General features: G+C 59.4%; 22 protein-coding genes and 1 pseudogene. 11 read left to right on the top strand and 12 right to left on the bottom strand.

Going from position 1 to position 25,674, the window contains the following annotated elements; genetic code table 11:
• The first annotated feature begins 54 nt into the window (after nucleotides 1-54).
• The 4 genes and pseudogenes from ACTG27_RS07990 to ACTG27_RS08005 all read left to right on the top strand — a co-directional run bounded on the left by ACTG27_RS07990 (nucleotide 55) and on the right by ACTG27_RS08005 (nucleotide 5,266).
• Complete coding sequence (locus ACTG27_RS07990) at nucleotides 55-981, top strand: cation diffusion facilitator family transporter (RefSeq protein WP_005361338.1); 927 nt, start codon at nucleotides 55-57, stop codon at nucleotides 979-981.
• Between the two features lie 299 nt (nucleotides 982-1,280).
• A pseudogene (locus ACTG27_RS07995) lies at nucleotides 1,281-2,814 on the top strand (TerC family protein).
• Nucleotides 2,815-3,010: 196 nt separating this feature from the next.
• Nucleotides 3,011-4,132 (top strand): alkene reductase, encoded by a 1,122-nt coding sequence (locus ACTG27_RS08000; RefSeq protein WP_439979462.1) that lies wholly within the window; start codon nucleotides 3,011-3,013, stop codon nucleotides 4,130-4,132.
• 147 nt (nucleotides 4,133-4,279) lie between these two features.
• Nucleotides 4,280-5,266 (top strand): zinc-binding dehydrogenase, encoded by a 987-nt coding sequence (locus ACTG27_RS08005; protein WP_439979463.1) that lies wholly within the window; start codon nucleotides 4,280-4,282, stop codon nucleotides 5,264-5,266.
• Between the two features lie 113 nt (nucleotides 5,267-5,379).
• Here ACTG27_RS08005 and ACTG27_RS08010 read toward each other — a convergent pair whose 3' ends face one another.
• Nucleotides 5,380-6,444, bottom strand: coding sequence for an adenosine deaminase (locus tag ACTG27_RS08010; RefSeq protein ID WP_439979464.1), 1,065 nt, complete (start codon nucleotides 6,442-6,444; stop codon nucleotides 5,380-5,382).
• 197 nt (nucleotides 6,445-6,641) lie between these two features.
• Between ACTG27_RS08010 and ACTG27_RS08015 the strand changes: the two genes are divergently transcribed.
• The 5 genes from ACTG27_RS08015 to ACTG27_RS08035 all read left to right on the top strand — a co-directional run bounded on the left by ACTG27_RS08015 (nucleotide 6,642) and on the right by ACTG27_RS08035 (nucleotide 12,171).
• Nucleotides 6,642-7,391: an HAD-IIA family hydrolase gene (locus tag ACTG27_RS08015; protein WP_005337281.1), complete on the top strand. Its 750-nt coding sequence runs from the start codon at nucleotides 6,642-6,644 to the stop codon at nucleotides 7,389-7,391.
• 54 nt (nucleotides 7,392-7,445) lie between these two features.
• Nucleotides 7,446-9,020, top strand: coding sequence for a cation:proton antiporter domain-containing protein (locus tag ACTG27_RS08020; protein ID WP_439979465.1), 1,575 nt, complete (start codon nucleotides 7,446-7,448; stop codon nucleotides 9,018-9,020).
• Nucleotides 9,021-9,174: 154 nt separating this feature from the next.
• Complete coding sequence (locus tag ACTG27_RS08025; protein WP_439979466.1) at nucleotides 9,175-9,543, top strand: cupin domain-containing protein; 369 nt, start codon at nucleotides 9,175-9,177, stop codon at nucleotides 9,541-9,543.
• Nucleotides 9,544-9,735: 192 nt separating this feature from the next.
• Nucleotides 9,736-11,400: an asparagine synthase B gene (gene asnB, locus ACTG27_RS08030; protein ID WP_005344767.1), complete on the top strand. Its 1,665-nt coding sequence runs from the start codon at nucleotides 9,736-9,738 to the stop codon at nucleotides 11,398-11,400.
• 246 nt (nucleotides 11,401-11,646) lie between these two features.
• On the top strand, nucleotides 11,647-12,171 hold the full coding sequence (locus tag ACTG27_RS08035) for an acyloxyacyl hydrolase (RefSeq protein ID WP_439979467.1): 525 nt from the start codon (nucleotides 11,647-11,649) through the stop codon (nucleotides 12,169-12,171).
• Nucleotides 12,172-12,272: 101 nt separating this feature from the next.
• Here the strand turns inward: ACTG27_RS08035 and dcuC are convergent, their stop codons facing one another.
• From dcuC to ACTG27_RS08080, 9 genes are all read right to left on the bottom strand, one after another.
• Nucleotides 12,273-13,646 carry a C4-dicarboxylate transporter DcuC gene (gene dcuC / locus ACTG27_RS08040; RefSeq protein WP_439979468.1) on the bottom strand — a complete coding sequence of 458 codons (1,374 nt, stop codon included), beginning with the start codon at nucleotides 13,644-13,646 and terminating at the stop codon, nucleotides 12,273-12,275.
• 9 nt (nucleotides 13,647-13,655) lie between these two features.
• A complete protein-coding gene (gene pepT, locus ACTG27_RS08045; protein ID WP_227096292.1) occupies nucleotides 13,656-14,894 on the bottom strand; it encodes a peptidase T in 1,239 nt (412 codons plus the stop codon).
• A 478-nt stretch (nucleotides 14,895-15,372) separates the two neighbouring features.
• Complete coding sequence (locus ACTG27_RS08050; protein ID WP_227096291.1) at nucleotides 15,373-16,869, bottom strand: C69 family dipeptidase; 1,497 nt, start codon at nucleotides 16,867-16,869, stop codon at nucleotides 15,373-15,375.
• A gap of 458 nt (nucleotides 16,870-17,327) precedes the next feature.
• Nucleotides 17,328-17,963 (bottom strand): maleylacetoacetate isomerase, encoded by a 636-nt coding sequence (gene maiA / locus ACTG27_RS08055; RefSeq protein ID WP_005361400.1) that lies wholly within the window; start codon nucleotides 17,961-17,963, stop codon nucleotides 17,328-17,330.
• Between the two features lie 139 nt (nucleotides 17,964-18,102).
• Nucleotides 18,103-19,098: a fumarylacetoacetate hydrolase family protein gene (locus ACTG27_RS08060; RefSeq protein WP_439979469.1), complete on the bottom strand. Its 996-nt coding sequence runs from the start codon at nucleotides 19,096-19,098 to the stop codon at nucleotides 18,103-18,105.
• Nucleotides 19,099-19,108: 10 nt separating this feature from the next.
• Nucleotides 19,109-20,260 carry a homogentisate 1,2-dioxygenase gene (locus tag ACTG27_RS08065; protein ID WP_422840651.1) on the bottom strand — a complete coding sequence of 384 codons (1,152 nt, stop codon included), beginning with the start codon at nucleotides 20,258-20,260 and terminating at the stop codon, nucleotides 19,109-19,111.
• Nucleotides 20,253-21,389, bottom strand: coding sequence for a 4-hydroxyphenylpyruvate dioxygenase (gene hppD, locus ACTG27_RS08070; protein ID WP_335841118.1), 1,137 nt, complete (start codon nucleotides 21,387-21,389; stop codon nucleotides 20,253-20,255). The genes ACTG27_RS08065 and hppD overlap by 8 nt, the downstream gene beginning before the upstream one ends.
• A 224-nt stretch (nucleotides 21,390-21,613) precedes the next feature.
• Nucleotides 21,614-22,297 carry an HAD family hydrolase gene (locus ACTG27_RS08075; protein WP_439979470.1) on the bottom strand — a complete coding sequence of 228 codons (684 nt, stop codon included), beginning with the start codon at nucleotides 22,295-22,297 and terminating at the stop codon, nucleotides 21,614-21,616.
• 26 nt (nucleotides 22,298-22,323) lie between these two features.
• Nucleotides 22,324-22,983, bottom strand: a complete 660-nt coding sequence (locus ACTG27_RS08080; RefSeq protein ID WP_439979471.1) for a TIGR01621 family pseudouridine synthase — start codon at nucleotides 22,981-22,983, stop codon at nucleotides 22,324-22,326.
• A 343-nt stretch (nucleotides 22,984-23,326) separates the two neighbouring features.
• On the opposite strand from ACTG27_RS08080, the gene ACTG27_RS08085 reads away from it, so the two are divergent.
• Nucleotides 23,327-23,539 carry a DUF2158 domain-containing protein gene (locus tag ACTG27_RS08085; protein WP_159143550.1) on the top strand — a complete coding sequence of 71 codons (213 nt, stop codon included), beginning with the start codon at nucleotides 23,327-23,329 and terminating at the stop codon, nucleotides 23,537-23,539.
• A 17-nt stretch (nucleotides 23,540-23,556) separates the two neighbouring features.
• Nucleotides 23,557-23,808: a DUF6953 family protein gene (locus tag ACTG27_RS08090; protein ID WP_421283368.1), complete on the top strand. Its 252-nt coding sequence runs from the start codon at nucleotides 23,557-23,559 to the stop codon at nucleotides 23,806-23,808.
• Between the two features lie 187 nt (nucleotides 23,809-23,995).
• Here the strand turns inward: ACTG27_RS08090 and ACTG27_RS08095 are convergent, their stop codons facing one another.
• Both ACTG27_RS08095 and ACTG27_RS08100 read right to left on the bottom strand, forming a co-directional pair.
• Nucleotides 23,996-24,688: an ABC transporter permease gene (locus tag ACTG27_RS08095; RefSeq protein WP_005337302.1), complete on the bottom strand. Its 693-nt coding sequence runs from the start codon at nucleotides 24,686-24,688 to the stop codon at nucleotides 23,996-23,998.
• 93 nt (nucleotides 24,689-24,781) lie between these two features.
• Nucleotides 24,782-25,522: an ABC transporter permease gene (locus ACTG27_RS08100; protein WP_005352911.1), complete on the bottom strand. Its 741-nt coding sequence runs from the start codon at nucleotides 25,520-25,522 to the stop codon at nucleotides 24,782-24,784.
• Nucleotides 25,523-25,674: the final 152 nt, after the last annotated feature.

Consider the following 25,674-nt stretch of genomic DNA (forward strand, 5'->3'; position numbering starts at 1 on the left):
AGCTAGAAAACCGCTTGCGCTTGGCAATATTCACCATTTGAAAGGAGGACTTTTATGGCTCACCACAGCCATGTTATCAGTACGCTGGTCACCACCGAAAAACAGGCGCTTACCCTGTCGCTGTTCGGTTGTATCACCTTTGCCATCTTCGGCATCGGCTACGGCCTCTTCGTCGGTTCCAACGCCATCATGCTCGATGGTATCTTCACCCTGTTCAGCATGGGCATGACGGGCCTCGGTCTTGTTACCGCCTATCTCGTTACCCGCCCTTCCGATGCGCGCTTCCAGTACGGCTATGCCCACTTCGAGCCCATCACCAACGTCATCAATGGCACCATTATTCTGCTGCTCTGCCTTGGCGCTCTCTATAGCGGCATCACCACCCTGCTGGATGGCGGACGAGAGATCGATCTCGGCCACGCTCTCATCTATGCCGCCGTCTCCACCTTCTTCTGCGCCATCATCTATCGCATCGAAGCCCAGGTTGCCGAACAGGTAGACTCCGAGCTGGTGCGGGTCGACTCCAAGGAGTGGCTGGTGGATACCCTGCTCAGCGCCACCCTGCTGATTGGCTTTGTGGTCGCCATTGGCCTTGATGCCATCGGCTACGGCCAATACAACCGCTACATAGACCCGGTGCTGGTCTCGCTGCTGGCCCTCTGCGCAACTCTCATTCCCATCAAGGTGCTCGGCCGCAACCTACGGGAAGTGTTGAAGATCGCCCCCAAGGGGGATGTGCCACGGCAAGTCGAGCAGGAGATCGAGGCGCTGCGCCAGCGCCACGGCATCGAGTGCTACAGCCATCTGGCCAAAAGCGGTCGCCGCTTCGATCTGGAATTGAACATTCTGGTGGCGCCGGGTCAGGAGTGGCCCGTCGAACGTCAGGATGCCCTGCGCCAGGAGCTCTGGTCTCGCCTTGGCGACACTCTGGGCGATGCCTGGCTCTCGGTCTGTTTCACCCGCGAAAAGCGCTGGTTGTAACGACCGCACGGGGGAGAGCGGCACCGCCGCCTCCCCTGTCGCATCACAACCCCATCACGCCTCGCTGACGCTGCTCTTGCCAAATTGGCGCCAGCCGTTATCATCAGGGCTCATTTTTCACCCGAGGTTTTATTGCCCATCATGGACAATCCCCGAAGTTGCCCTTCGTCTCTCTCTGTCAAAGCCTATCTTTTTCTGCTTAATCAGCGCCTCTGAATAACACCTTTGCCTTGCTGTTACTGCGGCCATCGCGCGCCGTGATCACTCTCTGCTCTGTCTGTTTTTATTGAGGTCATACAATGGAATTGCTGCTGGATCCCCATATCTGGATCGGTCTGTTTACCCTGATCATTCTGGAAATCGTGCTGGGGATCGACAACCTGGTCTTTATCGCCATTCTGGTGAAAAAACTGCCCCCCGCCCAGCGGGACAAGGCCCGCGTCATCGGCCTGTCGCTGGCCCTGCTGATGCGACTAGGACTTCTGAGCGTCATGTCATGGCTGGTCACCCTGACCACCCCGATTCTGCACCTGTGGGATCACCCCTTCTCCGGTCGGGACCTGATCCTGATGGGGGGCGGCCTGTTCCTGCTGTTCAAGGCCACCTCCGAGCTGCACGAGCGGCTGGAAGCCAAACCTCAGGATGACGGCCCGGTCGGCGCCTACGCCAGCTTCGGCGTGGTGATCGCCCAAATTTTGGTGCTCGATGCGGTCTTCTCGCTCGACTCCATTATCACCGCCGTCGGCATGGTGGAACACCTCGGCGTCATGATGGCCGCCGTGACCATCGCCATGGTGGTGATGGTGCTCGCCTCCAAACCGCTGACCCGCTTCGTCAACGCCCACCCCACCGTGGTGGTGCTCTGTCTGAGCTTCCTGCTGATGATCGGCTTCAGCCTGGTGGCGGAAGGGTTCGGTTTCCACATTCCGAAGGGCTACCTCTACGCAGCCATCGGCTTCTCGGTGCTGATCGAGTTTTTCAACCAGCTGGCCCAGCGCAGCGCCACGTCACGAATCCAAACAGCCGCTGCGCGAGCGCACCACAGCCGCCATCTTCAAGCTGATGGGCAGCAAGGCCTATCAGGATCAGCCGGATGACGATCTGGATGCCCCTGCCGTAGCGCCGGTGAGCTTTGGCGAGGAGGAGCGCTATATGGTGACCGGCGTGTTGTCGCTGGCCGAGCGCTCCATTCGCACCATCATGACCCCGCGCTCGGAGATGGCCTGGATCGATATCAACGACTCCAGCGACGAGATCCGCGCCCTGCTGCAGCGCGAGCCCCACAGCCTGTTCCCTATCTGTGACGGGGATCTGGACGAGGTGATCGGGGTGGTCAAGGCGCGCGACTTGCTGTTTGCCTTGAACGAAGGGCAATCCTTGAGCGAACTGGCCAAGCAGAACGACCCCATTATCGTGCCGCAGACCATCAACGTGATTAAGCTGCTGGCGGAGCTGCGCAAAGCCAAGGGGAGCCTTATTCTGGTCTCCGACGAGTTTGGCGTGATCCAGGGGCTGGTCACCACCCACGATCTGCTGGAGGCCATCGTCGGCGAGTTGCCGGACGAGGACGAAACCCCGGATATCGTGCGCGATGGCGAAGGGTGGCTGATCAACGGCAGCACCAACATCCACCATGTGGAGCAGGTGCTGGAGCACGAGGGACTGGTGAGCGAGAGCGATGAATACGTGACCCTGGCGGGCATGCTGCTCTCCCACTTCGGCACTCTGCCCACCCCGGGTCAGCAGTTGCAACTGCAGCAGCTCAACTTCGAGGTGATCGAGGTGAGCGAGCGGCGCATCGAGCGGGTGAAAGTGATGCCCGCCACGGCTTGAGCCTGCCACCAGCAGAAAACCGAAGAGGGCCAGACGGCCCTCTTTTTTATGCTTCAACTTTATGCCTCAACGCCTTCTTTCCCGGCGGGTTGCACTGATTGCTGCATCAAGCACAATTCTCTTGTGCAATTACCCCTCTTTTTCACAACAAGATGGCGGCATAAAGTGGCCTCACTTCCACCATGAGGAACTCAAGATGAGCCACGATCACCTGTTCTGCCCGCTGCGCCTCGGCCAGCTGCACCTTGCCAACCGCATCGTCATGCCCCCCATGACCCGCTCCCGTGCCAGTCAGCCGGGTGATGTGGCCAACGCCATGATGGCGAGCTACTACGCCCAGCGCGCCGAGGCGGGCCTGATCATCAGCGAAGGCACCCAAATCGACCCCATGGGCAAGGGCTATGCCTGGACGCCGGGCATCTACAGCGCCGAGCAGATCGCTGGCTGGAAAGGGGTGACCGATGCCGTGCACGCCAAGGGGGGCACCATCTTCGCCCAGCTCTGGCACGTGGGCCGCGTCACCCATCCGGATAACATCGGCGGCGCCCAGCCCATCTCCGCTTCAGCCCTGCCCGCAGTGGGCGTCAAGGTGTTCGTCGATAACGGCAGCGATGCGCCGGGCTTTGTCGAGACCGTCACTCCGCGCGCCATGACTCAAGCCGATATCGATGCGGTGGTGGGCCAGTTCCGTCAGGCGGCTCGCAACGCCATCAGCGCCGGTTTTGACGGCATCGAGTTACACGCCGCCAACGGTTATCTGATCAACCAGTTCCTCGACTCCGAATCCAACGCCCGCACCGACAGTTATGGCGGATCGCTGGAAAACCGGCTGCGCTTTCTCAAAGAGGTGACCGAGGCGGTCAGTAGCGAAATCGGGGCCGAACGTGTCGGGGTGCGTCTTGCGCCGCTCACCACCCTCAACGGCACAGTCGATGCCAACCCGCAGGAGACCTATCTGGCGGCCGCCCGTCTGCTGGGCCAGCTCAACGTGGTCTACCTGCACATTGCCGAGGCGGACTGGGACGATGCCCCCCTGATGCCGGAGAACTTCAAGCTGGGTCTGCGGGATGCCTTCCCCAACACCCTGATCTACGCCGGCAAATATGATGGCAAGCAGGCACGCGCCGCCCTCGACGCGGGCTGGGCCGACATGATTGGCTTTGGCCGCCCCTTCGTTGCCAACCCGGATCTGCCGAACCGGCTGCGCCACGGCTATCCGCTGGCCCCCCACGATCCAGCCACCCTGTTTGGCGGCGGCGAAAAAGGGCTGACCGACTACCCCGTCTATCAGGCCGATGACGCAGCGACCAGCCGCTGATTGCCAATGGCCAACCGGCCACGTAACGCAGGCCCCACTGGTTGGGGCCTGCCGTATTGTTGCGCATTAGCAACAGTGATATGACTGACCGAATCACTGTTGCAATGATCTCGTTGTTATCTCCCCTCGCTTTCACAAGGAGTCATCATGAATCACACCCAAGCCTGGTGCTGGCATGCCCCCGGTGAACCGACCCAGCTTACCCTCGCCGATCTGCCCCTGGCACCGCTCGCCCCTGACGAGGTGCTGGTGGCAAACCGGGTCATCGCCTTCAATCCGGTGGACTGGAAGCTGACCGAATATGGCCACTCCAACTGGCAGGATGGTCAGGTGCCCGGCGTCGATGGCATGGGCACTATCGTGGCCCTCGGCGCCAACGTCAGCCATCTGCGTCTCGGCGCCCGGGTCGCCTATCACACCGACCTGCGCCACCACGGCAGCTTTGCCCGCCACACCCGGGTACCGGCCCGCGCCCTGCTGCCGGTGCCCGATGCCCTGAGTGACGAGGCCGCCGCCGCCCTGCCCTGTCCCGGCCTCACCGCCTGGCAGGCGCTGGCCAAGCTGCCGCGGCTGCACGGGGAAGCGCTGCTCATCACAGGTGCTGGCAGCAGCGTCGGCCGTTTTGCGGTGCAGCTCGCCCTCCAGCAAGGAGCGCGGGTCTTTGCCAGCGCTAGCCCACACCACCATCACTGGCTCAAACAGATCGGCGTGCAGGGGGTGGCCGATTATCGGGATCCCGACTGGCTGGTCACCTTGCAGGTGGCCAACGGCAACGAGCCGTTCGAGGGGATCATCGATCTGGTCTCCAGCCAGCAGGCAGAGAGCCTGCTGCCCGCCCTTGGCTACTACGGTCATATGGTGACTGTGCTCGGGCGCATCCCGCACAATCCGCTGCCCGCCTTTGCCCATTGCCATTCGTTGCACGAGATTGCGCTCGGTGCCCAGCACGCCTTTGGCACCGACAAGCAGTGGAGCCGACTGGTGGCCGCCGGTGTCGCCATGATGGAGCAGATGGCGAGCGGTGAGCTGACCCTGCCGCCGCTGGTGGTGGGCAATTTCGAGGCACTGCCTACCCTGCTCGAGCGCTTCAAGCGCGAAGGACAGGGCGAGAAGTTTCTGGTGCGAGTGGCGTAATACAGCCCTCCTCAAGCAACCACACCAGCCATTGAAATAAGAGAGGCCCGCCAGTGATGACGGGCCTCTCTTTATATCTACTGCATCTCATCTCGACTTCATTGGCGCCTGACTCAATGCAGGATCACCCCGTGAGTCGCGGCATAACTGCGGATCTCCCGGGTCAGCCGCGCCTTGTCGGCCAAGCTTAGCCAGCTCGCCTCCACCGCATTGAGCGACAAGCGGCAGAGCTGACTCATGGTCGCGCCAAGGCCATCGGCCAGCGCCGCAAAGTTGGCATTCATATAGCCGCCAAAGTAGGCGGGGTCGTCCGAGTTGATGGTGACGCAGAGCCCCTGCTCCAGCAGCCGCAACACATTGTGCTGGGCCATATTGCCGAACACCTTGAGCCGGGTGTTGGAGAGGGGGCAGACGGTGAGCGGCAGCCGGGTGTCGGCCAGATAACGGAGCAGCTCGGGATCGTCGGCCGAGCGTACCCCGTGATCGATGCGGCATACCTGCAGCTCGTTGATCGCCTGCCAGATGTAGTCGGCAGGGCCCTCTTCACCTGCGTGAGCCACCACCGGCAGCCCCAGCTCGCGGCATTTGGCAAAGACCCGGGCAAACTTGGTCGGCGGATTGCCCTTCTCCCCCGAGTCGAGGCCGATGCCGTGAATGCGTGACAAGAAGGGCATAGCCTCTGCCAACGTTGCAAAGGCCTCCTCTTCGCTCAGGTGGCGCAAAAAGCTCATGATAAGGCGCCAGCTGATGCCAAACTCCTGCTCCCCGCGCTGCAGCGCCCGCTCGATACCGCCGAGCACGGTAGCAAAGGGGATACCGCGGGCAGTGTGGGTCTGCGGGTCGAAGAAGATCTCTACATGCACCACCTTGTCGGCGGCGCACCGCTCAAGATAGGCCCAGGTGAGGTCGAAGAAGTCCTGCTCGGTCACCAGCACGCTGGCGCCGCAATAGTAGAGATCGAGAAAGGATTGCAGGCAGTCAAAGTCATAGGCGGCGCGCACGCTGGCCACATCGGGCCAGGGCAGTGGCACATTATTGCGGCGGCCCAGCTCAAATATCAGCTCGGGTTCGAGGCTGCCCTCGATATGCAGGTGCAGCTCCAGTTTCGGCAGTCCGGCGATAAATTGCGCGGCGGTGAGGTGTTCGGGGGTGACTGGCTTGGGAATCGGGGTGTCCATAGCGACGGCTCCATCAGCAAAGTGATCCGGCGTCAGCCCCTCCACCAGACTGACCCGACGGCAGCTTTATTGTGCACCGAAGTGGCGAGACAGGGGAGACTTGTCATCAAACAGACTTATAATGGCGTCACAAAAATCATAAATGATTGAACATCTTAACGATTGGCGGCTCGCCTGCGCCCTGACAAGGAGTTTTCATGAAGAAGAACGTCATCTGCGATATCGACGGTGTCATCCTGCACAACAACGATCTCATCCCCGGTGCCGACCGTTTCGTCCATCGCCTGCTGGAGCAGGGCAGCAAGCTCTTGTTCCTCACCAACTACCCGGCCCAGACCCAGAAAGATCTGCAAAACCGCTTCCGCTCCGCCGGGATCGAGGTGCCGGAGGAGTGCTTCTACACCTCCGCCATGGGCACCGCCGACTTTCTCAAGCGACAGGATGGCAAGAAGGCCTATGTGATCGGTGAAGGGGCGCTGACCCACGAGCTCTACAAGGCCGGTTTCACCATCACCGATATCGACCCGGACTTCGTGGTGGTGGGCGAGACCCGCAACTACAACTGGACCATGATGCAACAGGGCGCCAAGTTCGTCGATCAGGGGGCCCGCTTTATCGCCACCAACCCCGATACCCACGGCCCCATGATGCACCCGGCCTGCGGCGCCCTGTGCGCCCCCATCGAGCGGATGACCGGCAAGAAGCCGTTCTATGTCGGCAAGCCGAGCGCCTGGATCATCCGTGCGGCGCTCAACCGGATGGAGGCCCACTCCGACGACACCATCATCATCGGCGACAACCTGCGCACCGACATTCTGGCGGGCTTTCAGGCCGGTCTCGAAACGGTGCTGGTGCTCTCCGGGGTGAGCAAGGTCGCCGATATCGACCGCATGCCGTTTCGCCCGAACCATATTTTCGACTCCGTGGTCGACATCGATATCGTCTAATCACCACCCAAGCGTTAAACAGGGCAGGTCTCTCCTGCCCTTGCAGGATCTGTTATGGAACCCATTCTGATCGCTGTGGCCTTTGGCTGCGGCATGGTAGTCAATCTGATTGGCCTGCCCCCCCTGCTCGGCTTTCTGGCCGCCGGTTTTATCCTCAACGGCATGGGATATGAAAATACTCCTGCCCTGAGCGAGGTAGCCGATCTCGGCGTCACCTTGCTGCTGTTCACCATCGGTCTCAAGCTCAATATCAAGACCCTGATGCGGCGCGATGTGTGGGGCGCTACCAGCCTGCACCTGCTGCTCTCCACCCTGCTCTTTACCGTAGTTCTGCTGGTCTGCAAGGGACTGGGGCTTGAACTTGCCCTCTCGCTGGACTGGAAGCTGGCGCTGCTGCTGGGTTTTGCCCTCTCCTTCTCCAGCACCGTCTTTGCGGTCAAGGTGCTGGAAGATCGCAGCGACATGAACGCCCTCTACGCCCGCATCGCCATCGGTGTGCTGGTGATGCAGGATGTATTCGCAGTGGCGTTTCTGGCCTTCTCCAGCGGCAAATGGCCCAGTATCTGGGCACTCTGGGTGCTGGGGCTGCCGCTGCTGCGCCCGCTGCTCTTCAAGCTCTTGGAGCGGGCCGGTCACGGCGAGCTGCAGGTGCTGTTCGGAGTCTTTCTGGCGCTGGTGGTCGGGGCTGCCGGTTTTGAAGTGGTCGGCCTCAAGCCGGATCTGGGGGCCCTCATCATCGGCATGCTGCTCGCATCTCATCCGGCTGCGGCAGGGCTTGCAAAGGCGCTCTTCAATCTCAAAGACCTCTTTCTGGTCTGCTTCTTTCTCACCATCGGCCTCAACGGCCTGCCGACCCACGACACCATGTTGCTGGCACTGGCGCTGGTGCTGGCCCTGCCGCTCAAAAGTGTCCTCTACTATCTGGTCTACAGCGGCGCTCACCTGCGGGTGCGTACCGCGCTGCTCTCCACCCTGGCGCTCACCAACTTCTCGGAGTTTGGCCTGATCGTCGCCGCCATCGCCGCCAAGGCAGGCTGGCTCTCCCACGAGTGGCTGGTGGCAGTCTCGCTGGCACTGGCGGCGAGCTTTATGATCTCCGCTCCCCTCAATGCCCAGAGCGAGCGCATTTACCACCGCATCGGCCACTGGCTGCGGGGATTGCAGGCAAGCAACCTCCATCCGGAAGACAGGCCCATCGAGCTGGGCGATGCCGAGGTGATCATCCTCGGCATGGGGCGGATCGGTCAGGGGGCCTACTTCGAGCTGGAGAACAAATACGGCAACGTCATCCTCGGGGTGGAGAACGACAGCGAGAAGCTGCCTACCCTGCGTGCCCAGGGGATGAACGTCATCGAGGGGGATGCCACCGATACCGACTTCTGGGACAAGGTGCTGCTCTCCAATCAGGTCAATCTGGTGCTGCTGGCGATGCCCCACCACTCGGGTAACCTCTACGCCATCGAGAAGCTGCGCAGCCACGGCTTTAACGGCAAGATCGCCGCCATCGTTCGCTTCGAGGATGATATCGCCTCCCTGCAGGAGCAGGGGGTAGATGCGGTGTTCAACGTCTACAACGAAGCGGGCAGCGGCTTTGCCCGCCATGTGATCCGCCGCTTGCAGCCGCGTTGAAGCGTCGGCCAGCAGCCCTTGGCAAGGGCTCTTGGCAAGGGCTCTTGGCAAGGAGATGTGCATCGTTTAAGTTATGCTCAACCTCGTTTAATAAAACGAACAAACGCGGGGCCGGGATGGCCCCGCTTTCATATCTCATTACCAGGGAGGCACCATGAAGACCCTCAACGACTGGATCCTGCTCGACCGCCACGAGGCGGCCCCTACCCCGCTGATGCCCGCCCCCGAGCGCATCAGGGCGGGCAACCCGACGCAAAATATCTGGAATCACTACTCCGACCCCAGCCAGCAGTTTCACGTGGGCTTCTGGGCCTGCGAGCCGGGCCGCTGGGCCATCCACTACACCGAGCACGAGTATTGCCAGCTGCTGGAAGGGGATGTGGTGATCCACGACCGTCAGGGCGGCCAGCTTGCCCTCAAACCCGGCGATCAATTTGTCATTCCCGCCGGCTTTGTCGGAGAGTGGGAGACCCTCACCCCCTGTCGCAAGGTTTATGTGATCTTCGAACCCGCCTCGGCTTGACGTCCACGTCACCCTGCCCCGTTGCAGTAACCCTTATCCAGTTGATCCGCTTGACGCTTACGGCATGATTTTCTGCGGTTTTCCCGCTTGCAAAAGGTTTTTCCGCTAGGCATTGTGTCTGACGAGGAATGTAAATGGAATTTCGAGCCCAAACGTGGGGGGCTCATATAAAAATCAAGAGGATTACCGCCAATGTGTTCAATTTTCGGCATTCTGGATATCAAGTCCGATGCAGTAGCCCTGCGCAAATCGGCGCTGGAGATGTCCAAGCGACTGCGTCACCGCGGGCCTGACTGGTCCGGCGTCTACAGCTCCGACAAAGCCATTCTGGTGCATGAGCGTCTGGCCATCGTCGATCCGGGCAATGGCGCCCAGCCGCTCTACAACCCCGAGCGCACCCATGTGCTGGCGGTCAACGGCGAGATCTACAACCACAAAGAGCTGGAGAAAACCCTCAAGGTCGACTTCCAGTTCCAGACCAAATCCGACTGTGAAGTGCTGCTCGCTCTCTACAAGGAGAAGGGCCCGGCGTTTCTCGACGATCTCAACGGCATCTTTGCCTTCATTCTTTATGACGCTGAACAGGATGCCTACCTGATTGGTCGCGACCACATGGGGATCATCCCCCTCTATACCGGCCGCGACGAGCACGGCAACTTCTATGTCGCTTCCGAGATGAAGGCGCTGGTACCGGTCTGCAAGAGCGTCGAGACCTTCCCGCCGGGACACTACCTGTGGAGCAAGGATGGCGAGCTCAAACAGTGGTACAAGCGCGACTGGATGGAATACAGCGCGGTCGAGCACAACGTCAGCGACAAGGCCGAGCTGAAAGCGGCGCTGGAAGCGGCGGTCAAACGCCAGCTGATGTGCGACGTGCCCTATGGCGTGCTGCTCTCCGGCGGGCTGGACTCCTCCGTCATCTCCGCCATCACCAAGCTCTATGCGGCGCGCCGCATCGAGGACGATGGCAAGAGCGAAGCTTGGTGGCCGCAACTGCACTCCTTCGCCGTCGGTCTGGAAGGGTCGCCGGATCTCGCCGCCGCCCGCAAGGTGGCTGATCATCTGGGCACCATCCACCACCAGATCCACTTCACCGTGCAGGAGGGTCTGGATGCCCTGCGGGACGTCATTTATCACCTCGAGACCTATGACGTCACCACCATCCGCGCCTCCACGCCCATGTATCTGATGGCACGCTACATCAAGGCGATGGGGATCAAGATGGTGCTCTCCGGTGAAGGCTCCGACGAGCTGTTTGGTGGCTACCTCTATTTCCACAAGGCACCCAACGCCAAAGAGTTCCACGAAGAGAACGTGCGCAAGCTCGCCTCTTTGCACCTCTATGACTGCCTGCGCGCCAACAAGTCGATGGCCGCCTGGGGTGTGGAGGGTCGCGTGCCCTTCCTCGACAAGGAGTTCATGGACGTAGCGATGCGCCTGCAACCTGCCGACAAGATGTGTGGCAAAGGCAAAATCGAGAAGCACATCCTGCGCGAAGCGTTCGAGGATCTGCTGCCCCATGAAGTGGCATGGCGTCAGAAGGAGCAGTTCTCCGACGGCGTAGGTTATTCGTGGATCGACAGCCTGAAAGCCATGGTGGAACAAGAGGTGACGGATCAGATGTTCGAAGCAGCGGCCTTCCGCTTCCCCATCAACACCCCGCTCACCAAAGAGGCCTACTTCTACCGCGCCATCTTCGACGAGCACTTCCCGCTGGAAGCCGCAGCCCGCACCGTGCCCTACGGCAAGTCGGTCGCCTGCTCCACTCCTACCGCGCTGGAGTGGGATGCCAAGTTCAAAGAGATGGCCGACCCGTCCGGCCGCGCCGTAATGGACGTGCACCAGCAGGGCTACTGAGCCTGCACGCCAAAGCGAGCGGATAACGCCAGATAGCAAAAAGCCCTTCACCATGGTGAAGGGCTTTTTCATCTCCCCGCGGTCACGCCTGCCAAATCACATCAGACCATCGCAGATAGTTGATTTTTCATAAATATTTAATTTTTTTACCGAGTGACCATGCATTGACAGGGAGCGCGTCGATTGACTATGCCTGAAGGGTGATCAACAGGATCACCACGATGACAACAAGGATCGGGAGGGGGCATGGACGCTAACACTCTATCAAGGATTGGCCTACTGACAGCACTGCTCGTCAGTCCAGCTACGATGGCCAATGAAAATATCGTGGTGCTGCAGCTTGGCAAGGCCTTCAGCAAGGAAAAGCTAGACATTAAAATCGCCGATGCCAAGTTCCACCATATGTTTTGGCGTTGGGGAGATTCTGGCTGCCAATTTGGACTGGGGGTGCGTGGTGGGACGCTCAAGGTAGAAGATGAAGAGACCGCCAGACTGGGAGGTGGCGCCCGTATAGAATGCCAATGGGGTAACTGGGTGACCTGGCTCCCCGGCGAAATGGTCTGGCTCGATCAGTATCAATTCGGAACCCGCGGCCACGGCTACAAGGATTACGGCGGCCCCTTCCAGTTCGCCCTGGGTATCGGCTTCGGTTACGCCATCACCAAGAATTGGCTGATCGGTTATCAGTATGAGCACATGTCCAACGCCTATATGTATGACAAGAACCCGGGGCTGGACAGCCATACCCTCCATATCGAGTACCGTTTTTAGCTGGACGCCCCCCACTGCAAGTGGCATAACACGATGCAAAAAGCCCTTCACCATGGTGAAGGGCTTTTGGTTATTTCATCTCCTGATAACCGAAGGGGCAGTTACAGATAGAAGATCCCCACGATCAGGGTATGGAAGACAAAGCCGACCATCAGGGGTACCGAGGTGCGCTTGATCACCGCAAACGGCGTCAGCTTGGCACCGCTGGCGACGGCGATAATCACCCCGGAAACTGGCGACATGGCGCGCCCCATATGAGACGCCTGCTGCATAGGCAGGATCATGGCAGCGGTATTTACCCCCATGCTGGCTGCGATCTGCGGGATCAGCTCGACAAAGGCGAGGAAGGGCGCATTGCCGGAGCCCATAATGATGGCCGCCGCAAGGGTGACCAGCGCAAAGACGATCGCCATGGCAAAGGCGGGCAAACCTACATGTTCGGCGCCGACAATAAGGATATCGATCACCCCCAGCACCTTGATGCCGTGGGCGAAGATCCCCGCCGCCACCAGCAGCCCCACCACGTTACTGAACGCTGACCCCATGCCGTTAAGGAAGTGGCTGAAACCGCCGCACACCTGCTTCATGTCACGGGTTCTGGCTGCCTCCACCACCATGCTGATAAACATCGAAATCATGACTATGGTGATGACGTTAAGCTTGATGTGATCGACAAACAGGGAAGAGAAGCCCACCGCCATGATGATGGGCAGCATCGGCAAAATGGCATAAAAGCCGGGAACTCCGACCTGTTGCGCCGACTCATCCACCGTAGCCGCGCCCTGATGCTGGTGTCCGTCCTGCAGATCGCAACGACGTTGCCAAAATACGTGCATCAAGCCCACCACCAGCACTGTCGCCAGCGCGGCAGGGCCCTGATAGGTATAGACATACTCGATCACGTTGTGGCCCATGCCCACCGCATCGGTTGCACGGATGGCGTCAATAGCGGTCGGGGTATAAGCCACCCCGAGGGAGGTAGCAATCACCCCGGCCGACGAGGCCGCAGAGAGGCCAAGCCCTACCATGATGGGGAACAGGGTCGCCATCAACAGTACCGCCAGACCGGTCGCCGAGGGGATCGCCAGTTGCAGCGCGCTGGCCAGCAGATAGGAGAAGAAGAGCAACACATAGGGGGAGCGCAACCGGCGCAGCGGACGAATCGCAATGCGCACCACCGCATCGTTGGCACCGATATGATCCATGTAATGGGCAAAGCCCATCAGCGCCATGATCATCAGCCCCAGATCGGCCGCCCGCGAACTGAAGAGATCCCGCATCACCTCAAACGGATCGAACAGGGCAATCCCGGTGCTCTCGACCCCTTTGGGCAGCACACTCCCCCACCCTGCCAGCTGGCTTGCCACCATCAGCACCAGTCCGGCGGCAAACAGCACCGGCTCGGCCCGATAGCCTTTGAGGATCAGTCTGGCCACCAGCACGATGACCAGCACTGCAATCACTACCTGAAACATGACGACTCCTTAGCGGCTGAAACTGGCGTGGGTGAGCTTGATTATCTCGATCACCACGGCACTGGCCGCCTCGAGGGAGCTGACCGGCAGGTACTCATAGATGGAGTGGAAGTTGTGAGCACCGGTGAAGAGGTTCGGGCAGGGCAATCCCTTCTGGGAGAGCACGGCGCCATCATAACCACCGCGCATCGGGATGGGCTTGGGGGTGATCCCCAGCGTCTGGTAAGCGGCCAGCGCCAGTTCGATGGGATAGCGGTTCTCCCCCTGCAGGCTGTTGAAGACATTGCTGTAGCGATCGCTCAAGTGGTAACTCACGCTCTGCTCACCCCACAGGGCCTGACAGCTCTTGCCGAGGGTGTCGAGCAGGGTCATTCGTTGCTGATACCCATCCTGAGTGAAGTCGCGCACATCCAGCTTGAGCACAGTTTGGGCGCTGTTGCCCTGCATCTGCTTGACCCAGTAGTAACCCTCGCGCCCCTCGGTATATTCGGGCGCTTCGCCCCCCGGCAGCATGGCGATAAACTTGTGCGCCATCAGCAGCGAGTTCTTCAGCTTACCCTTGGCCGACATGGGGTGGGCCGAGGCACCGTGAAAGACAAACTCCGCATCCCCCGCATTCCAGTTCTCATAGACCAGCTCGCCAATGCCGCAGCAGTCGAGGGTATAGGCGAAGTCAGCGCCAAAGCGGGCGGTATCAAACGCCTTTGCGCCGCGCAGCCCCTGCTCCTCGTCAGGTACCAGACCAATTTTGATGGTGCCGTGGGGGATCTCCGGGTGTGCCTGCAGATGGGCCACCGCATTGACGATGGCGGCGATGGCCGCCTTGTCATCGGCCCCCAGCAGGCTGGTGCCGTCGGTCACGATGATCCGATCGCCGACATAGTTGGCCAACTCGGGGAACTCGCTCTGGCGCAGGGTGATCTGCAGCTCGGCATTGAGGCAGATATCCCCCCCTTCATAGGCCACTACTTGGGCATGGGTATCGTTGGTGTGTTCGGCACTGGTATCAAGATGGGCAAAGAAGGCCACGGTGGGCAGATCCCCGCCCACATTGGCAGGAAGTGTGGCGGTCAGGATGGCGTTATCCGCCACCTCCACGGTCAACCCCAGGGCGATCAGCTCCTGCGCCACCTTGTCAGCCAGCACCCGCTGCCCCGGGGAGGAGGGCATTACCCCGGCGGCGCCCGCTTCACGATTGGTGGTGGTATTGATGGCGGTGTATCCCAAAAATCTGTCGACAATATGCATTGCGGTAGTCCTGTGAGTAGTGACGGATATGATGCCGTGACGAGATCCGGCGGCGCGGTCGCCTTATTCAGAAAGCAGCCGCCTTTTTCTGCAAACAGCCGTCTGATGAAGCGATAACGCCTTGGATTAACGAGAAAAAATGAGATGGATAAAGAGAGTGCCCATCACAGTCGAATCAATGGTTAGTGATAAATAACACAGAAAAGCTGCATAAAAGCCATCAGATAACCAAAAGTGGGTAGCTGATCACATGCCTGATATGCTGAAAGGCGAAATAAAAACCTGAATGAAAGTCTCTGCTTTCGTATCGGGTAGCGAAATCCACTGCCCGGGCCAGACACATTGGCGGGATGTCATCAAGGAAAAATGCCGGAGCACAGGCTCCGGCATCGATAGAGGAAAAATGAGCTGGGGGCCGGTTAGCCCGGCGGCTGCTCAAACCGACCGCCCCCCCTTCTGCATGATAAGTGCGTCGCGGTTAATCCTTCTTCGCCTTGTTGGCGAAGAAGATATCGGCCTGAATATCCTGGGTGCGCACCGTGAAGATCTGGTTGGTCAGATCCTCGGTCAGCGTTTCGGCCTCCTGCATCACCCGCAGATTGAAGTCGTTGAGCATGCTGTTGGCGGCAACCTTGTCGGTCTTGACCGTTTTCAGGTAGTTGGCTTCCATCTCTTTCTGCTCTTTGGCGATCTTAGCCTCCCAGCTCTGGTACGCCTGCTTCACCATGGGGGCCAATTTGGGGTAATCGGTCATCACCAGGGTCTGCAGTTTGCGATATTTCCAGTAGATGGAGTCGCTGTCGGCCTTGTCGCTACCTATGGCATAGTGCGCCGGATAGGCTTCCAGACCGCTGTAGTAGGGAACGAAGGCGGTCAGATCCGCCATGCCGAGGCCCAGATAGGTCACCTCCCCCACCTCGCGCGGCATCCAGGGGCGTACCTGCATCACGTGGGACTCGTAGGTGCGAAACACACTGACAGGGCGCCACGGCTCCTGACCGTTCAACCCCTTGCTGTAGGGATCGTGCTCGGTGCCGTCATAGTGATTGCGCAGCACCGCCTTGACCTCCTCCAGCGTCATCTTCTTCTCGGGGGAGAGGGTGACCGGGAACTGGCGACCGGCATCCACCGCCTGCTTGAGCGAGGGGTTGAACATCTGCTGGATGGTCCAGACCCGCGGATCGTTATAGGTGCGATCCCGCTCGTCATCGCGGGTATAGGCTTTCGAGAAGTTGAACGCCCCATCCTTTTGCGGATGGTAGAGCCCCTTCTCGGTGGCAAATTCAATCAGATTTTTCGAGCCCATCATGTCGGCACTGGCCGGATCGTACTGCTGCAGGCGGCCCTGATTGCCGGTGGCAAAATAGTGATTTTTCGGCAGACGCTGCGCCATCCAGTGGTGGCCGGTGGCGGTCTCCAGATACCAGAGCTCGTTATCATCCACCACGGCGACGCCAAATCCCTCTCCCGCACCTATGGTCTCGATGATGTTGCCCAGCAGGGCGACCGCCTCGCGGGCCGACGTAGACCGGGAGAGCAGCACATCGGGAATGTCATCCTCGGTGATCCCCTTGTCCTCGACATAAGGGTCGACGGCGAGCGCTTCGGGTGAGGCAAAAATGGACTCGGTGCCGCTCACCCCTACCCCCTTCTCATTGAATCCGGTGGCGCCGTGCAGCTGGGTCTTCCAGTTCGGTACCGTGGTATAGCGCAGGGAGTTTTTCGGCAAGGGATAGCTGAAATCATTGGCACCGTTGTGAGCCTTGGAGCTGTGCATACCGCTCTGCCCCTGCTTGGCCGGATGGATCACGAAATGCTGGGCTTTCAGGGCATCGCTGTCGGCGCTGCGGGCCACCATCATGGAGCCATCGGCGCTGGCTTCACTGCCGACCAGCAAGGTGGTACAGGCGAACGCCGACGAGAAGAGAGCAAGGTTGATGGAGAGTGCGACGACGCACTTTTTGACGGAATACATGAGATCTCCTTGTTGCACAGAGTGGTTGCAAATAAGCGGTGGCACGCCAGTCAACCTGCCGCTGTCACAAGGGATCTGCGCAGTGACACGGGCCGGACAGTGCGGGCCATCAAACCGTAAACACGAAAAAGAGCAGTGCGGATAAACCGTGGAAACCAGGGAGGTAGCCAAGGCCCCCTGATAGGCGACCTGTGCGCATTTCTGCTTTCCGCTGTTCCGCTGGCGTGGCGATACTAGGCCCAATCAACTGACTTAAGTGTGACTGGCAGCCCAAAACACCAACAACAAAGACTCAATCGATGCAAAATATTGATAAGTGTGACAAGTGCAGGATCCTTGGCGACATTCAGCCGTCAACACGAGGCACGCAAGGCGCATACAGAAGGGAAATAAAGAGATGAGGAGATATAACGCGCGGGATGGCGTGTTGATGCCATCCCGCGATTCAAGTCAGTAGGTCACTGCGCGTCCGGCTGGTTGGCGGGGGCCGCCTTGATAAAAGCTTGCAGTTGTTCGCAGTTGGCGACAATGCGGCGGATGGTGGGGTAATCGTCCAGGGTCATGTCGTAGCGGCGGGCGTTGTAAACCTGGGGCACCAGCATGCAGTCGGCAAGAGTCACTTCGTTGCCAACACAGTAGACACCGGCGGTAGTCATCAACAGCTGTTCGAGGGCGGTGAAGGTCTCGTCAATCCAGTGGCGATACCAGCGGGCTTCCTGCTCGTTGTTGGCCCTGAAGTGCTCTTCCAGATAGTTGAGTACCCGCAGATTGTTGAGCGGGTGGATATCGCAGGCGATCATGTTGACGATCTGACGCACTCGGGCCCGCGCGTCGGGGGAAGAGGGCATCAGTGAGTAGGCGGGATAGGTCTCGTCGAGGTACTCCATGATGGCGACCGACTGACCGATCTGCACATCGCCATCCACCAGAAACGGCACCAGCCCTTGCGGGTTGATCCGGCGATAAGCCTTCTCGCTCTGCTCGCCTTGCCGCAAATTGATGGGATGCTGCTCGTAGGCGAGCCCCTTGAGCTGCAACACGATCCGCACCCGAAAACTTGCCGACGAACGCCAATAGCCAAACAACTGCAACATAATCTGTCCCTGCATCTTATCTGGGCCCGAAGCCCGGCAGGTGCTCGCCACCTGCCTCCTTGTGTATCCGGCACCGGTTGAGGGCTCGTCGTGATCCGGACATATCCCGAAAATCCTTGCCGCCAACCGGCGCTGGCCATCAACCTCCCTGACCGCTCGCTGGCACCACCTGTTGAGATATGGTGCCAAACAGGTTTTGGCCAGAGCGATCCTCCATCGCGATCGACACTCTATCACCAAACTGCAAATAGGGGGTTATAGCTTGATCACAATCAAGAATTTCCAGCATGCGGCGCTCGGCGATGCAGGATGAACCGGCGCTGCGATCGTAGTTGGAGACGGTGCCCGAGCCAATGATGCAGCCAGCGCCTAGGGGACGGGTCTTGGCGGCATGGGCAATCAGCTCGAAGAAGCTGAAGGTCATATCCACCCCGGCTTCTGGCGCACCAAACAGGGCACCATTGAGGTGAGTCAGAAGCGGCAGATGCACTTTGCCATCACGCCAGTCATCGCCCAGCTCATCCGGGGTGATGGCCACCGGCGAGAAGGCGCTGGATGGTTTGGACTGGAAGAAGCCAAATCCCTTGGCGAGCTCCGCCGGAATGAGGTTGCGCAGGCTCACATCGTTGACCAGCATCAGCAATTTGACGTGGCTGGCGGCCCCCTCCGCGCTCACCCCCATCGGCACATCGTCGGTGATGATGGCGACCTCCGACTCGAAATCGATCCCCCACTCTTCCGAACCCATCACAATCGGCCCACGGGGAGCCAAAAAGCTGTCGGAGCCCCCCTGATACATCAGCGGATCGCGCCAGAAGCTCTCGGGCATCTCGGCGCCGCGCGCCTTGCGCACCAGCTCCACATGGTTGACGTAGGCGCTGCCATCGGCCCACTGATAGGCACGCGGCAGCGGAGAGAGGCAAGACGCTTCATCAAAGGGGAACGCCTCTACCGCACGGCCCTCGTTAAGCTGCTGATAGACAGCCTCGAGCCTGGGGGCAACCTCGGCCCACTCATCGAGGGCGGCCTGCAGGGTCGGGGCAATCTCGCTCACCCGTACCGCACGGGTCAGATCCCGGCTCACCACCACCAAAGCGCCATCGCGCTTGCCATTGTTCAATGTTGCCAATTTCATAAGCGATTCCTTATTTGCCGGCAGCAGCGTCCGGGCGCTGCCAGCTGGAGACATACCGGGTGTTCTCTATCCCTTCGCACAGACTGCCGACGTTCAGCGCATCGCGGGTATCTAGCATAACCGCCACCTCGTCGGTGAACTTCTTGGCATAGGCCTGCCCCGCAGCAAACGCCTTGGGATGGGGGCCGTGGGTGAAACCGGCGGGATGGAAGGTGACCATGCCCCGCTCGATATTGTCGCGGCTGAAGAAATCCCCTGCGTGGTAGAAAAGCACCTCGTCGTAATCATCATTGCTGTGATAGAAGGGCACCTTGAGGGCACCGGGATCGCTCTCGATGGGGCGCGGCACGAAGGTACAGATCACGAAGCGGCTCGCCACAAAGGTGGAGTGAGCCGATGGCGGCAGATGGTAGCGGTGGCTCATCAGCGGGCGGATATCCCGCCAGTTGAGGCGCACCACACACAAGTCCCCGTGCCAACCTTGCGCATCCAGCGGGTTGAACGGCCAGGTGATGACCGACACCTGATCGTGGCGCTTCACCTGCAGCGACCAGGGATTCTCATCCTGCTGGGCCAAAAAGCGCTCGTTGATAGCGGGTACATCCAGCGCCGCCGGGTCGAAGATGGCGTGATTGCCCACCAGCCCCTTATCCGGCAGCTGATAGCTGTCGTTGGTCGCCTCGATCATCAGGATGAACATGGGCGCACTGGGTTCGATGCGCCACATGGTGCCACGGGGGATCACCACGTAGTCGCCATCGCGAAGAGTCAGGTGGCCGTAGTCGCAGAAGAACTCTCCGCTCCCTTCGTGGATAAAGAGCAGCTCGTCACCGTCGGCGTTGCGCACCAGAAACGGCATTGCCTCGGAGAGCCGCCAGATGCGATAGCGGCAGTGGGGGTTGCTGAGAATATCGGGAGCAATCCAGGGAGAGAGCGAGCTTACCTCCTCTTGCAGGGCATTGAGGTCAAACAGCCGTGGCCGCAGCGGCCCCTCCCAACTGCTCCAGTCGGTGGGGGCATGCTTGTGGTGCATGTGGGTAGCTGGGCCGAAAAAGCCGCTGCGCCCCAACTCGCGCTCATAGATGGCCTGTTCCGGCAGGTCGGCATGGGCCTGCCGGGAGTGGGTTCCCTCCCGATGGGGGAAGTTAATCCAGTTACGCATCGCTCGCTCCCTCTTTGCGGGCACCCTTCTCATCCTCGCCGCCACCCAGCACGCCGCGGCGGATCTGGTCCAGCTCGATCGATTCAAACAGCGCCTTGAAATTGCCCTCGCCAAACCCTTCGTTACCCTTGCGCTGGATGATCTCGAAGAAGACTGGGCCAATCACGGTATCGGTGAAGATCTGCAGCAAGATGCCATCCTTGGTGGGGGAGCCGTCGATGAGGATGCGCAGCTCTTTGAGGGCCGCCAGATCCTCCTGATGCCCCTCGACCCGGCTGTTCACCTTCTCGTAGTAGGTATCGGGCGTCGGCATAAAGCCGGTACCGCGACTGCGCAGGGTACGGATGGTGTGGTAGATATCGCTGGAGGCCATGGCGATGTGCTGGATCCCCTCCCCCTTGTACTGACGCAGGTACTCCTCAATCTGGGACTTGTCATCCGCCGACTCGTTGATGGGGATACGGATCTTGCCGCAGGGGGCGGTCATGGCGCGTGAATGCAGCCCGGTCAGCTTGCCCTCGATATCGAAGTAGCGAATCTCACGGAAGTTGCCGATCCGCTCGTAGAAGTTGGACCAGACATCCATATTGCCGCGATGGACGTTGTGGGTCAGGTGATCGATCTCCATAAGACCGGCATCCACCTCGGCCATCCGGGCCTGCCAGTCGGGGTAGAAGACAAAATCCACGTCATAGATGGAGCCCTTGTCGCCATAGCGGTCGACAAAGGAGAGAGTGCTCTCGCCGATACCGTAGATGGCGGGAATATTGAGTTCCATGGGGCCAATTTTGCCAACAAAGGGCTTGGCCCCCTTGGCGATGGCGTACTGCTGGGCTTTGCCCGCATCGCTCACCCGAAATGCCATGCCGCAAACGCTCGGCCCGTGCAGGCTGGCAAACTGCTCCGCCTGGGAGTGAGGCTCGGCATTGACCACGAAATTGATATCCCCCTGCCGGTAGAGCCAGCACTGCTTGTGTTTGTGCTTGGCGACCTCGGCAAACCCGAGCGAAACGAACAGGCTCTTGAGGGCGGCAATCCCTTTGGCATCGGGGGCCGTGTACTCGACAAACTCGAAACCGTCAGTGCCTAACGGATTGATGGTATGGGTGGCGGAAGAGGTGGCATTCATCGGGCGCTCCTTGCTCTTGATTCGGTTAAAACGGATTGCGGCACCCAGCGGCGCGGCAAGTGTTAACAACTTGTTTCATTAGAAGCAGGGCGTAGCAGGAAGAGAAGAGGCGGGTTGCAGATAGTTTTTCGCAGCTGGCAGCAAAAGATGTAAATGGATTGTGACATTCGAGCCGCAGCCTTGCGGATCAAACGGTAACGACCCGCAGGACTGTCAGCTTTGCCTTACAGTTGCCAGTTTTTGACCATCAGATGGGGCAAGCAGGCCCGGGCCTTTTGCAGTCGCGTGGGCGTCGGATTGATCAACCACGCCTCTTTCCCCAACCCCAGCAGCGGCAGATCGTGCAGGCTGTCGCTAAGCGCCAGTTCGGCATCGAGGGCGCAGATCTCCGGCAGCAGCTTGTGCTGGCCGTGGCAATAGAAGCGGGGCATCAGGCCGCCAAAACGGTAGTGCATCTGCGAGCCAATGATCCGGTGGGGCAACTGGCCGGGCAGTTGCTGATAGAGCTGGGCTCGCACCAGCGCGCAGGGGCTGGCGGAGATCACCCAGCAGCGCGCCCCCTCGCTTTGCAGCAGCTCGCGAGCCTGACGAAACAGTCCCGGCCTGATGCGGCAATAGGCGCGCACCAGCTTGCGCCAGTCCAAAGGGGAAAGCCCCAACGTGATGGCCCACCAGATAAGGGAGATACCGCGCCGCCGCTGGCTGGGTAGCCGCTGACTTGGCAACAAATAGACCAACCCACCCAGCGCAATCACTGGCAACAGCAGCAGCGGCCAGATCCGGCGGCACAGGATATAGCGCAGCAGACCGGCGTGGCTGTCGCCGGGGGCCAGGGTGTCGTCAAAGTCGGCCAGGATCCAGCGCGGTGCACGTCCGTCAGGATCACGCTCTTTCGCTGAATGGATCATGGTGTCAGACGCTGGGCGCATAAGCATCAGGGCGCAAGGGCTGCGATGGCTGCCGTGAGTTCGGGAGTGACAAATTCACTCCCCACATCGGGCGGGCAGACAAAGTCGAACGGCTCGCCCGCCAGCGTAAAACTCAGTCGCCAGGCGTGCAGATAGCCGCGATCGGCTGGTGTGCCGCCATAGCGCTCATCCCCGAGAATGGGGGCGCCGATGCTTTTGAGGGCAACCCGGATCTGGTGGGTCTTGCCGGTCTGGGGCTTGATGCGATAGAGCCGCAGCCCCTCGCGCACCGACACCGAATCAAACCAGCTGATGGCAGGGTTATCCAGAGTACGCACTAGCATCCAGCTACCACCGCGCCCCTTTTGCATATCCCCTTTCACCCAGCCCTGCTTCTTCTTCGGCTTGCGATCGGAGAGCGCCAGATACTGTTTGCTCACCTCACGGGCCGCAAAGGCCATGCTCAGCTCGCGATTCGCCTCTGTGGTGCGGGCCAGCAGCACCAAGCCGGAGGTCATCTTGTCGAGCCGGTGCACCGGATAGAGGGTGAGCCCGGTATCTGCCTTCACGCGATTAACCAGTCCCGGATTGACCGACTCACCGTCGCCCTTCTCGTTATGCATGCCGATGCCGGGCTGCTTGTCGATAACCAGGAAAGCGGGATGCTCAAACAATATCCGGTACATAAAACCTCGGGAACTGGGGGATAAGGCTCACAGCCAACGGCTGGCTGCGCTCGGGAGTGCTGCATTCTCCCTGCTCGGGCACTATTTAGCAAACCGGGTAGGCATAGGGCACGGCTCTGTGACTACACAGCAAAACCATTGACCTGAACATGGTGGGGCTAAAAAAACCGCCAATATGGTGGGGCTGCTGTTATTTCGGTTGCCAGTTGTGAGATGAATATAGAGTTTCATTCTTGAAAATAAAATTTTCTATAAGGATTCATAAAACACCTAAATACATGTTGATTTTTCAATACACAGCCCCCAAATAGACTTGAGACATAAACCAAGATAAGGACAAGCTATGACTCAAAAACGCCAACCACTTTATGAAATCGGTGACATTGTAAAACTATCTGCAGGTGGCCCAGATATGGCCATAGAATCAATAGTCTTCCATGGTAGCACCGATGAATTCAAAGGCACCTATTACGCTCAATGGTTCGCAGGGAAGAAAATTGATAAAAGTAAATTTCCTGAAGAATCTTTGACGCTGGTACGAAAAAAGGGGACATAGGAGTGACGCCAACTGATGTGTCTCAGTGGATGGTCCAAATGCTCGAACGTGATGGGTGCTTATACCAAGATGACGTTGTGGACTATCTGGTTAAAAATAGCAGTGACGAGCTCTTGCGCGAAAATGTTGATGGAAATCAAGTCTTAGCCAAGCAAGTTCTAGATGCATTTTTGACCAAGACAAAAGACAGCGTAGTGTGGGTGAAACCAGACTTCTACTGGAGATGGAGAGTTGCAGAAGATGAACCGGGCAGAAATGCCAGAGGTTAAATAAGCGCAGTCATTCTAGATGTTTGAGGAAAAAGTTAAGCAACATGATGAGACTATATGTTCATCTGGAGGGATTGAACTATATCAATCGCTTTGATGCTTTACTCTCGAATAGGAATCAAAAGCCGCCATTATTGGCGGCTTTTGATTCCATGTAGGATGACACGTTATTTTCATCCCACAACAATCACACATTGCGCGGACGCAGGTGGGCGTGCCAGCGCGCTTCCCACTTCTTGAACAGCCAGACGATGACAAAGGTGAGCAGCATATAAAGCAGCCCTGCGGTCAAAAACGCCTCGAACGGACTGTAGTAGCGGGAGTTGATGATCCGCGCCGCGCCGGTCAGATCGACGATGGTGATGATGCCCGCCACCGCCGAGCCCTGCAGCATGAAGATCACCTCGTTGCTGTAAGCCGGCAGCGCCCGACGAAACGAGTTGGGCAAAATGATCCGGGTCAGGGTCTGCCAGCGGGTCATGCCAAAGGCGTTGGCAGCCTCAATCTGGCCGCGCGGCATATTGTGTACCGCCCCGCGCACGATCTCGGCGGTATAAGCGGCGGTATTGAGGGTGAAGGCCAGCAGCGCACAGAACCAGGCTTCGGAGAAGAGCGACCAGGCGGCACTGTTCTTCAGCCACTCCCACTGGGCAGCGCCGTAGTAGATGATAAAGAGCTGCACCAGCAGCGGGGTGCCGCGAAAGAAGTAGATATAGGCCCAGATCGGCCCCTTGATCAACCAGTTGCGGCTGTTGCGCAGAATGCCCATGGGCACCGCCAGCATCAACCCAAGGATCAGAGAGAGGGCCACCAGCCAGACGGTGGTATAGAGCCCCTCCCAGTAGGTGGGCCACTCTTTGAGAATGATTGAGAAATCCATGGCTTACCTCGTCTTCATCGTGATGTAGTGACGCTCGGCACTGGCACCGCGACGCTCACAGTAAACGGATGACTGCATTGAGTACGACATGGCTTACCTCGTCTTGATGGCATAGTGACGCTCGGCCCACTTGAGCGCCGAGGTGGAGACTGCGGTGAAGATCAGGAAAATTAACGCCACCGCCATGTAGAAGGTGAAGGGTTGCTGGGTCGAGCCCGCCGCCAACGAGGCTTTGCGCACCATGTCATCGAGGCCGATGATGGAGACCAGCGCGGTGGTTTTCAGCAGCACCAGCCAGTTGTTGCCAAACCCCGGCAGAGCGTGGCGCATCATCTGGGGGAAGAGGATCCGGACAAACACCTGGGTTGCCCGCATGCCAAAGGCCCGTGCGGCCTCCAGCTCACCTTTGTCCACCGCCAGAATGGCGCCGCGAAAGGTCTCGGTCATGTAGGCGCCGAAGATAAAGCCGATGGTCGCGACACCGGCCACAAAGGGGCTGATGTCGATATAGTCCGGAAGCAGGGAGACCCACTCCTGATTGGGATTACTCTCCAGTAACCAGCTGTTGTAAGTCTCGTTGACCCAGGTGCAGATACCGTTGATCAGCACCTGGCCGCCAAAGAAGAGCAGCATCATCAGCACCAGATCGGGGATACCGCGAATAATGGTGGTGTAGCCGGTGGCGATGGCCCGGGCCCACTTGTAGGGAGAGAGTTTGGCCAGCGCCCCCAGCATCCCCAGCAGCAACGCCAGCAGCAGGGAGGCCAGCGCCACTTCCAGGGTGACCCAGGCGCCCTCCAGCAGCGAGGCTTCGTATCCTTTCAAATCAAACATATGCAGCTCCATCGCCACTGAATCTTCACGCACCTGCTAACCAGAAGGCTCCATAGCAGTCCGAATGAAATATGTGCAGTTCCATTGCAATCAATGCGGGCCCGTAAACTCCCTCAGGGAGGTGACGGGCCCGATGACTACTGACGGGATCA

The organism is Aeromonas sp. 97A, from assembly GCF_051919185.1.
Classification (GTDB): Bacteria; Pseudomonadota; Gammaproteobacteria; order Enterobacterales; family Aeromonadaceae; genus Aeromonas; species Aeromonas veronii.

Bases quoted from the DNA above. Each gene is read 5' to 3' on its own strand.
- ACTG27_RS07990 (WP_005361338.1), top strand. From the start codon at position 55: ATGGCTCACCACAGCCATGTTATCAGTACGCTGGTCACCACCGAAAAA.
- ACTG27_RS08000 (WP_439979462.1), top strand. From the start codon at position 3,011: ATGAGCCACGATCACCTGTTCTGCCCGCTGCGCCTCGGCCAGCTGCAC.
- ACTG27_RS08005 (WP_439979463.1), top strand. From the start codon at position 4,280: ATGAATCACACCCAAGCCTGGTGCTGGCATGCCCCCGGTGAACCGACC.
- ACTG27_RS08010 (WP_439979464.1), bottom strand. From the start codon at position 6,444: ATGGACACCCCGATTCCCAAGCCAGTCACCCCCGAACACCTCACCGCC.
- ACTG27_RS08015 (WP_005337281.1), top strand. From the start codon at position 6,642: ATGAAGAAGAACGTCATCTGCGATATCGACGGTGTCATCCTGCACAAC.
- ACTG27_RS08020 (WP_439979465.1), top strand. From the start codon at position 7,446: ATGGAACCCATTCTGATCGCTGTGGCCTTTGGCTGCGGCATGGTAGTC.
- ACTG27_RS08025 (WP_439979466.1), top strand. From the start codon at position 9,175: ATGAAGACCCTCAACGACTGGATCCTGCTCGACCGCCACGAGGCGGCC.
- asnB (WP_005344767.1), top strand. From the start codon at position 9,736: ATGTGTTCAATTTTCGGCATTCTGGATATCAAGTCCGATGCAGTAGCC.
- ACTG27_RS08035 (WP_439979467.1), top strand. From the start codon at position 11,647: ATGGACGCTAACACTCTATCAAGGATTGGCCTACTGACAGCACTGCTC.
- dcuC (WP_439979468.1), bottom strand. From the start codon at position 13,646: ATGTTTCAGGTAGTGATTGCAGTGCTGGTCATCGTGCTGGTGGCCAGA.
- pepT (WP_227096292.1), bottom strand. From the start codon at position 14,894: ATGCATATTGTCGACAGATTTTTGGGATACACCGCCATCAATACCACC.
- ACTG27_RS08050 (WP_227096291.1), bottom strand. From the start codon at position 16,869: ATGTATTCCGTCAAAAAGTGCGTCGTCGCACTCTCCATCAACCTTGCT.
- maiA (WP_005361400.1), bottom strand. From the start codon at position 17,963: ATGTTGCAGTTGTTTGGCTATTGGCGTTCGTCGGCAAGTTTTCGGGTG.
- ACTG27_RS08060 (WP_439979469.1), bottom strand. From the start codon at position 19,098: ATGAAATTGGCAACATTGAACAATGGCAAGCGCGATGGCGCTTTGGTG.
- ACTG27_RS08065 (WP_422840651.1), bottom strand. From the start codon at position 20,260: ATGCGTAACTGGATTAACTTCCCCCATCGGGAGGGAACCCACTCCCGG.
- hppD (WP_335841118.1), bottom strand. From the start codon at position 21,389: ATGAATGCCACCTCTTCCGCCACCCATACCATCAATCCGTTAGGCACT.
- ACTG27_RS08075 (WP_439979470.1), bottom strand. From the start codon at position 22,297: ATGATCCATTCAGCGAAAGAGCGTGATCCTGACGGACGTGCACCGCGC.
- ACTG27_RS08080 (WP_439979471.1), bottom strand. From the start codon at position 22,983: ATGTACCGGATATTGTTTGAGCATCCCGCTTTCCTGGTTATCGACAAG.
- ACTG27_RS08085 (WP_159143550.1), top strand. From the start codon at position 23,327: ATGACTCAAAAACGCCAACCACTTTATGAAATCGGTGACATTGTAAAA.
- ACTG27_RS08095 (WP_005337302.1), bottom strand. From the start codon at position 24,688: ATGGATTTCTCAATCATTCTCAAAGAGTGGCCCACCTACTGGGAGGGG.
- ACTG27_RS08100 (WP_005352911.1), bottom strand. From the start codon at position 25,522: ATGTTTGATTTGAAAGGATACGAAGCCTCGCTGCTGGAGGGCGCCTGG.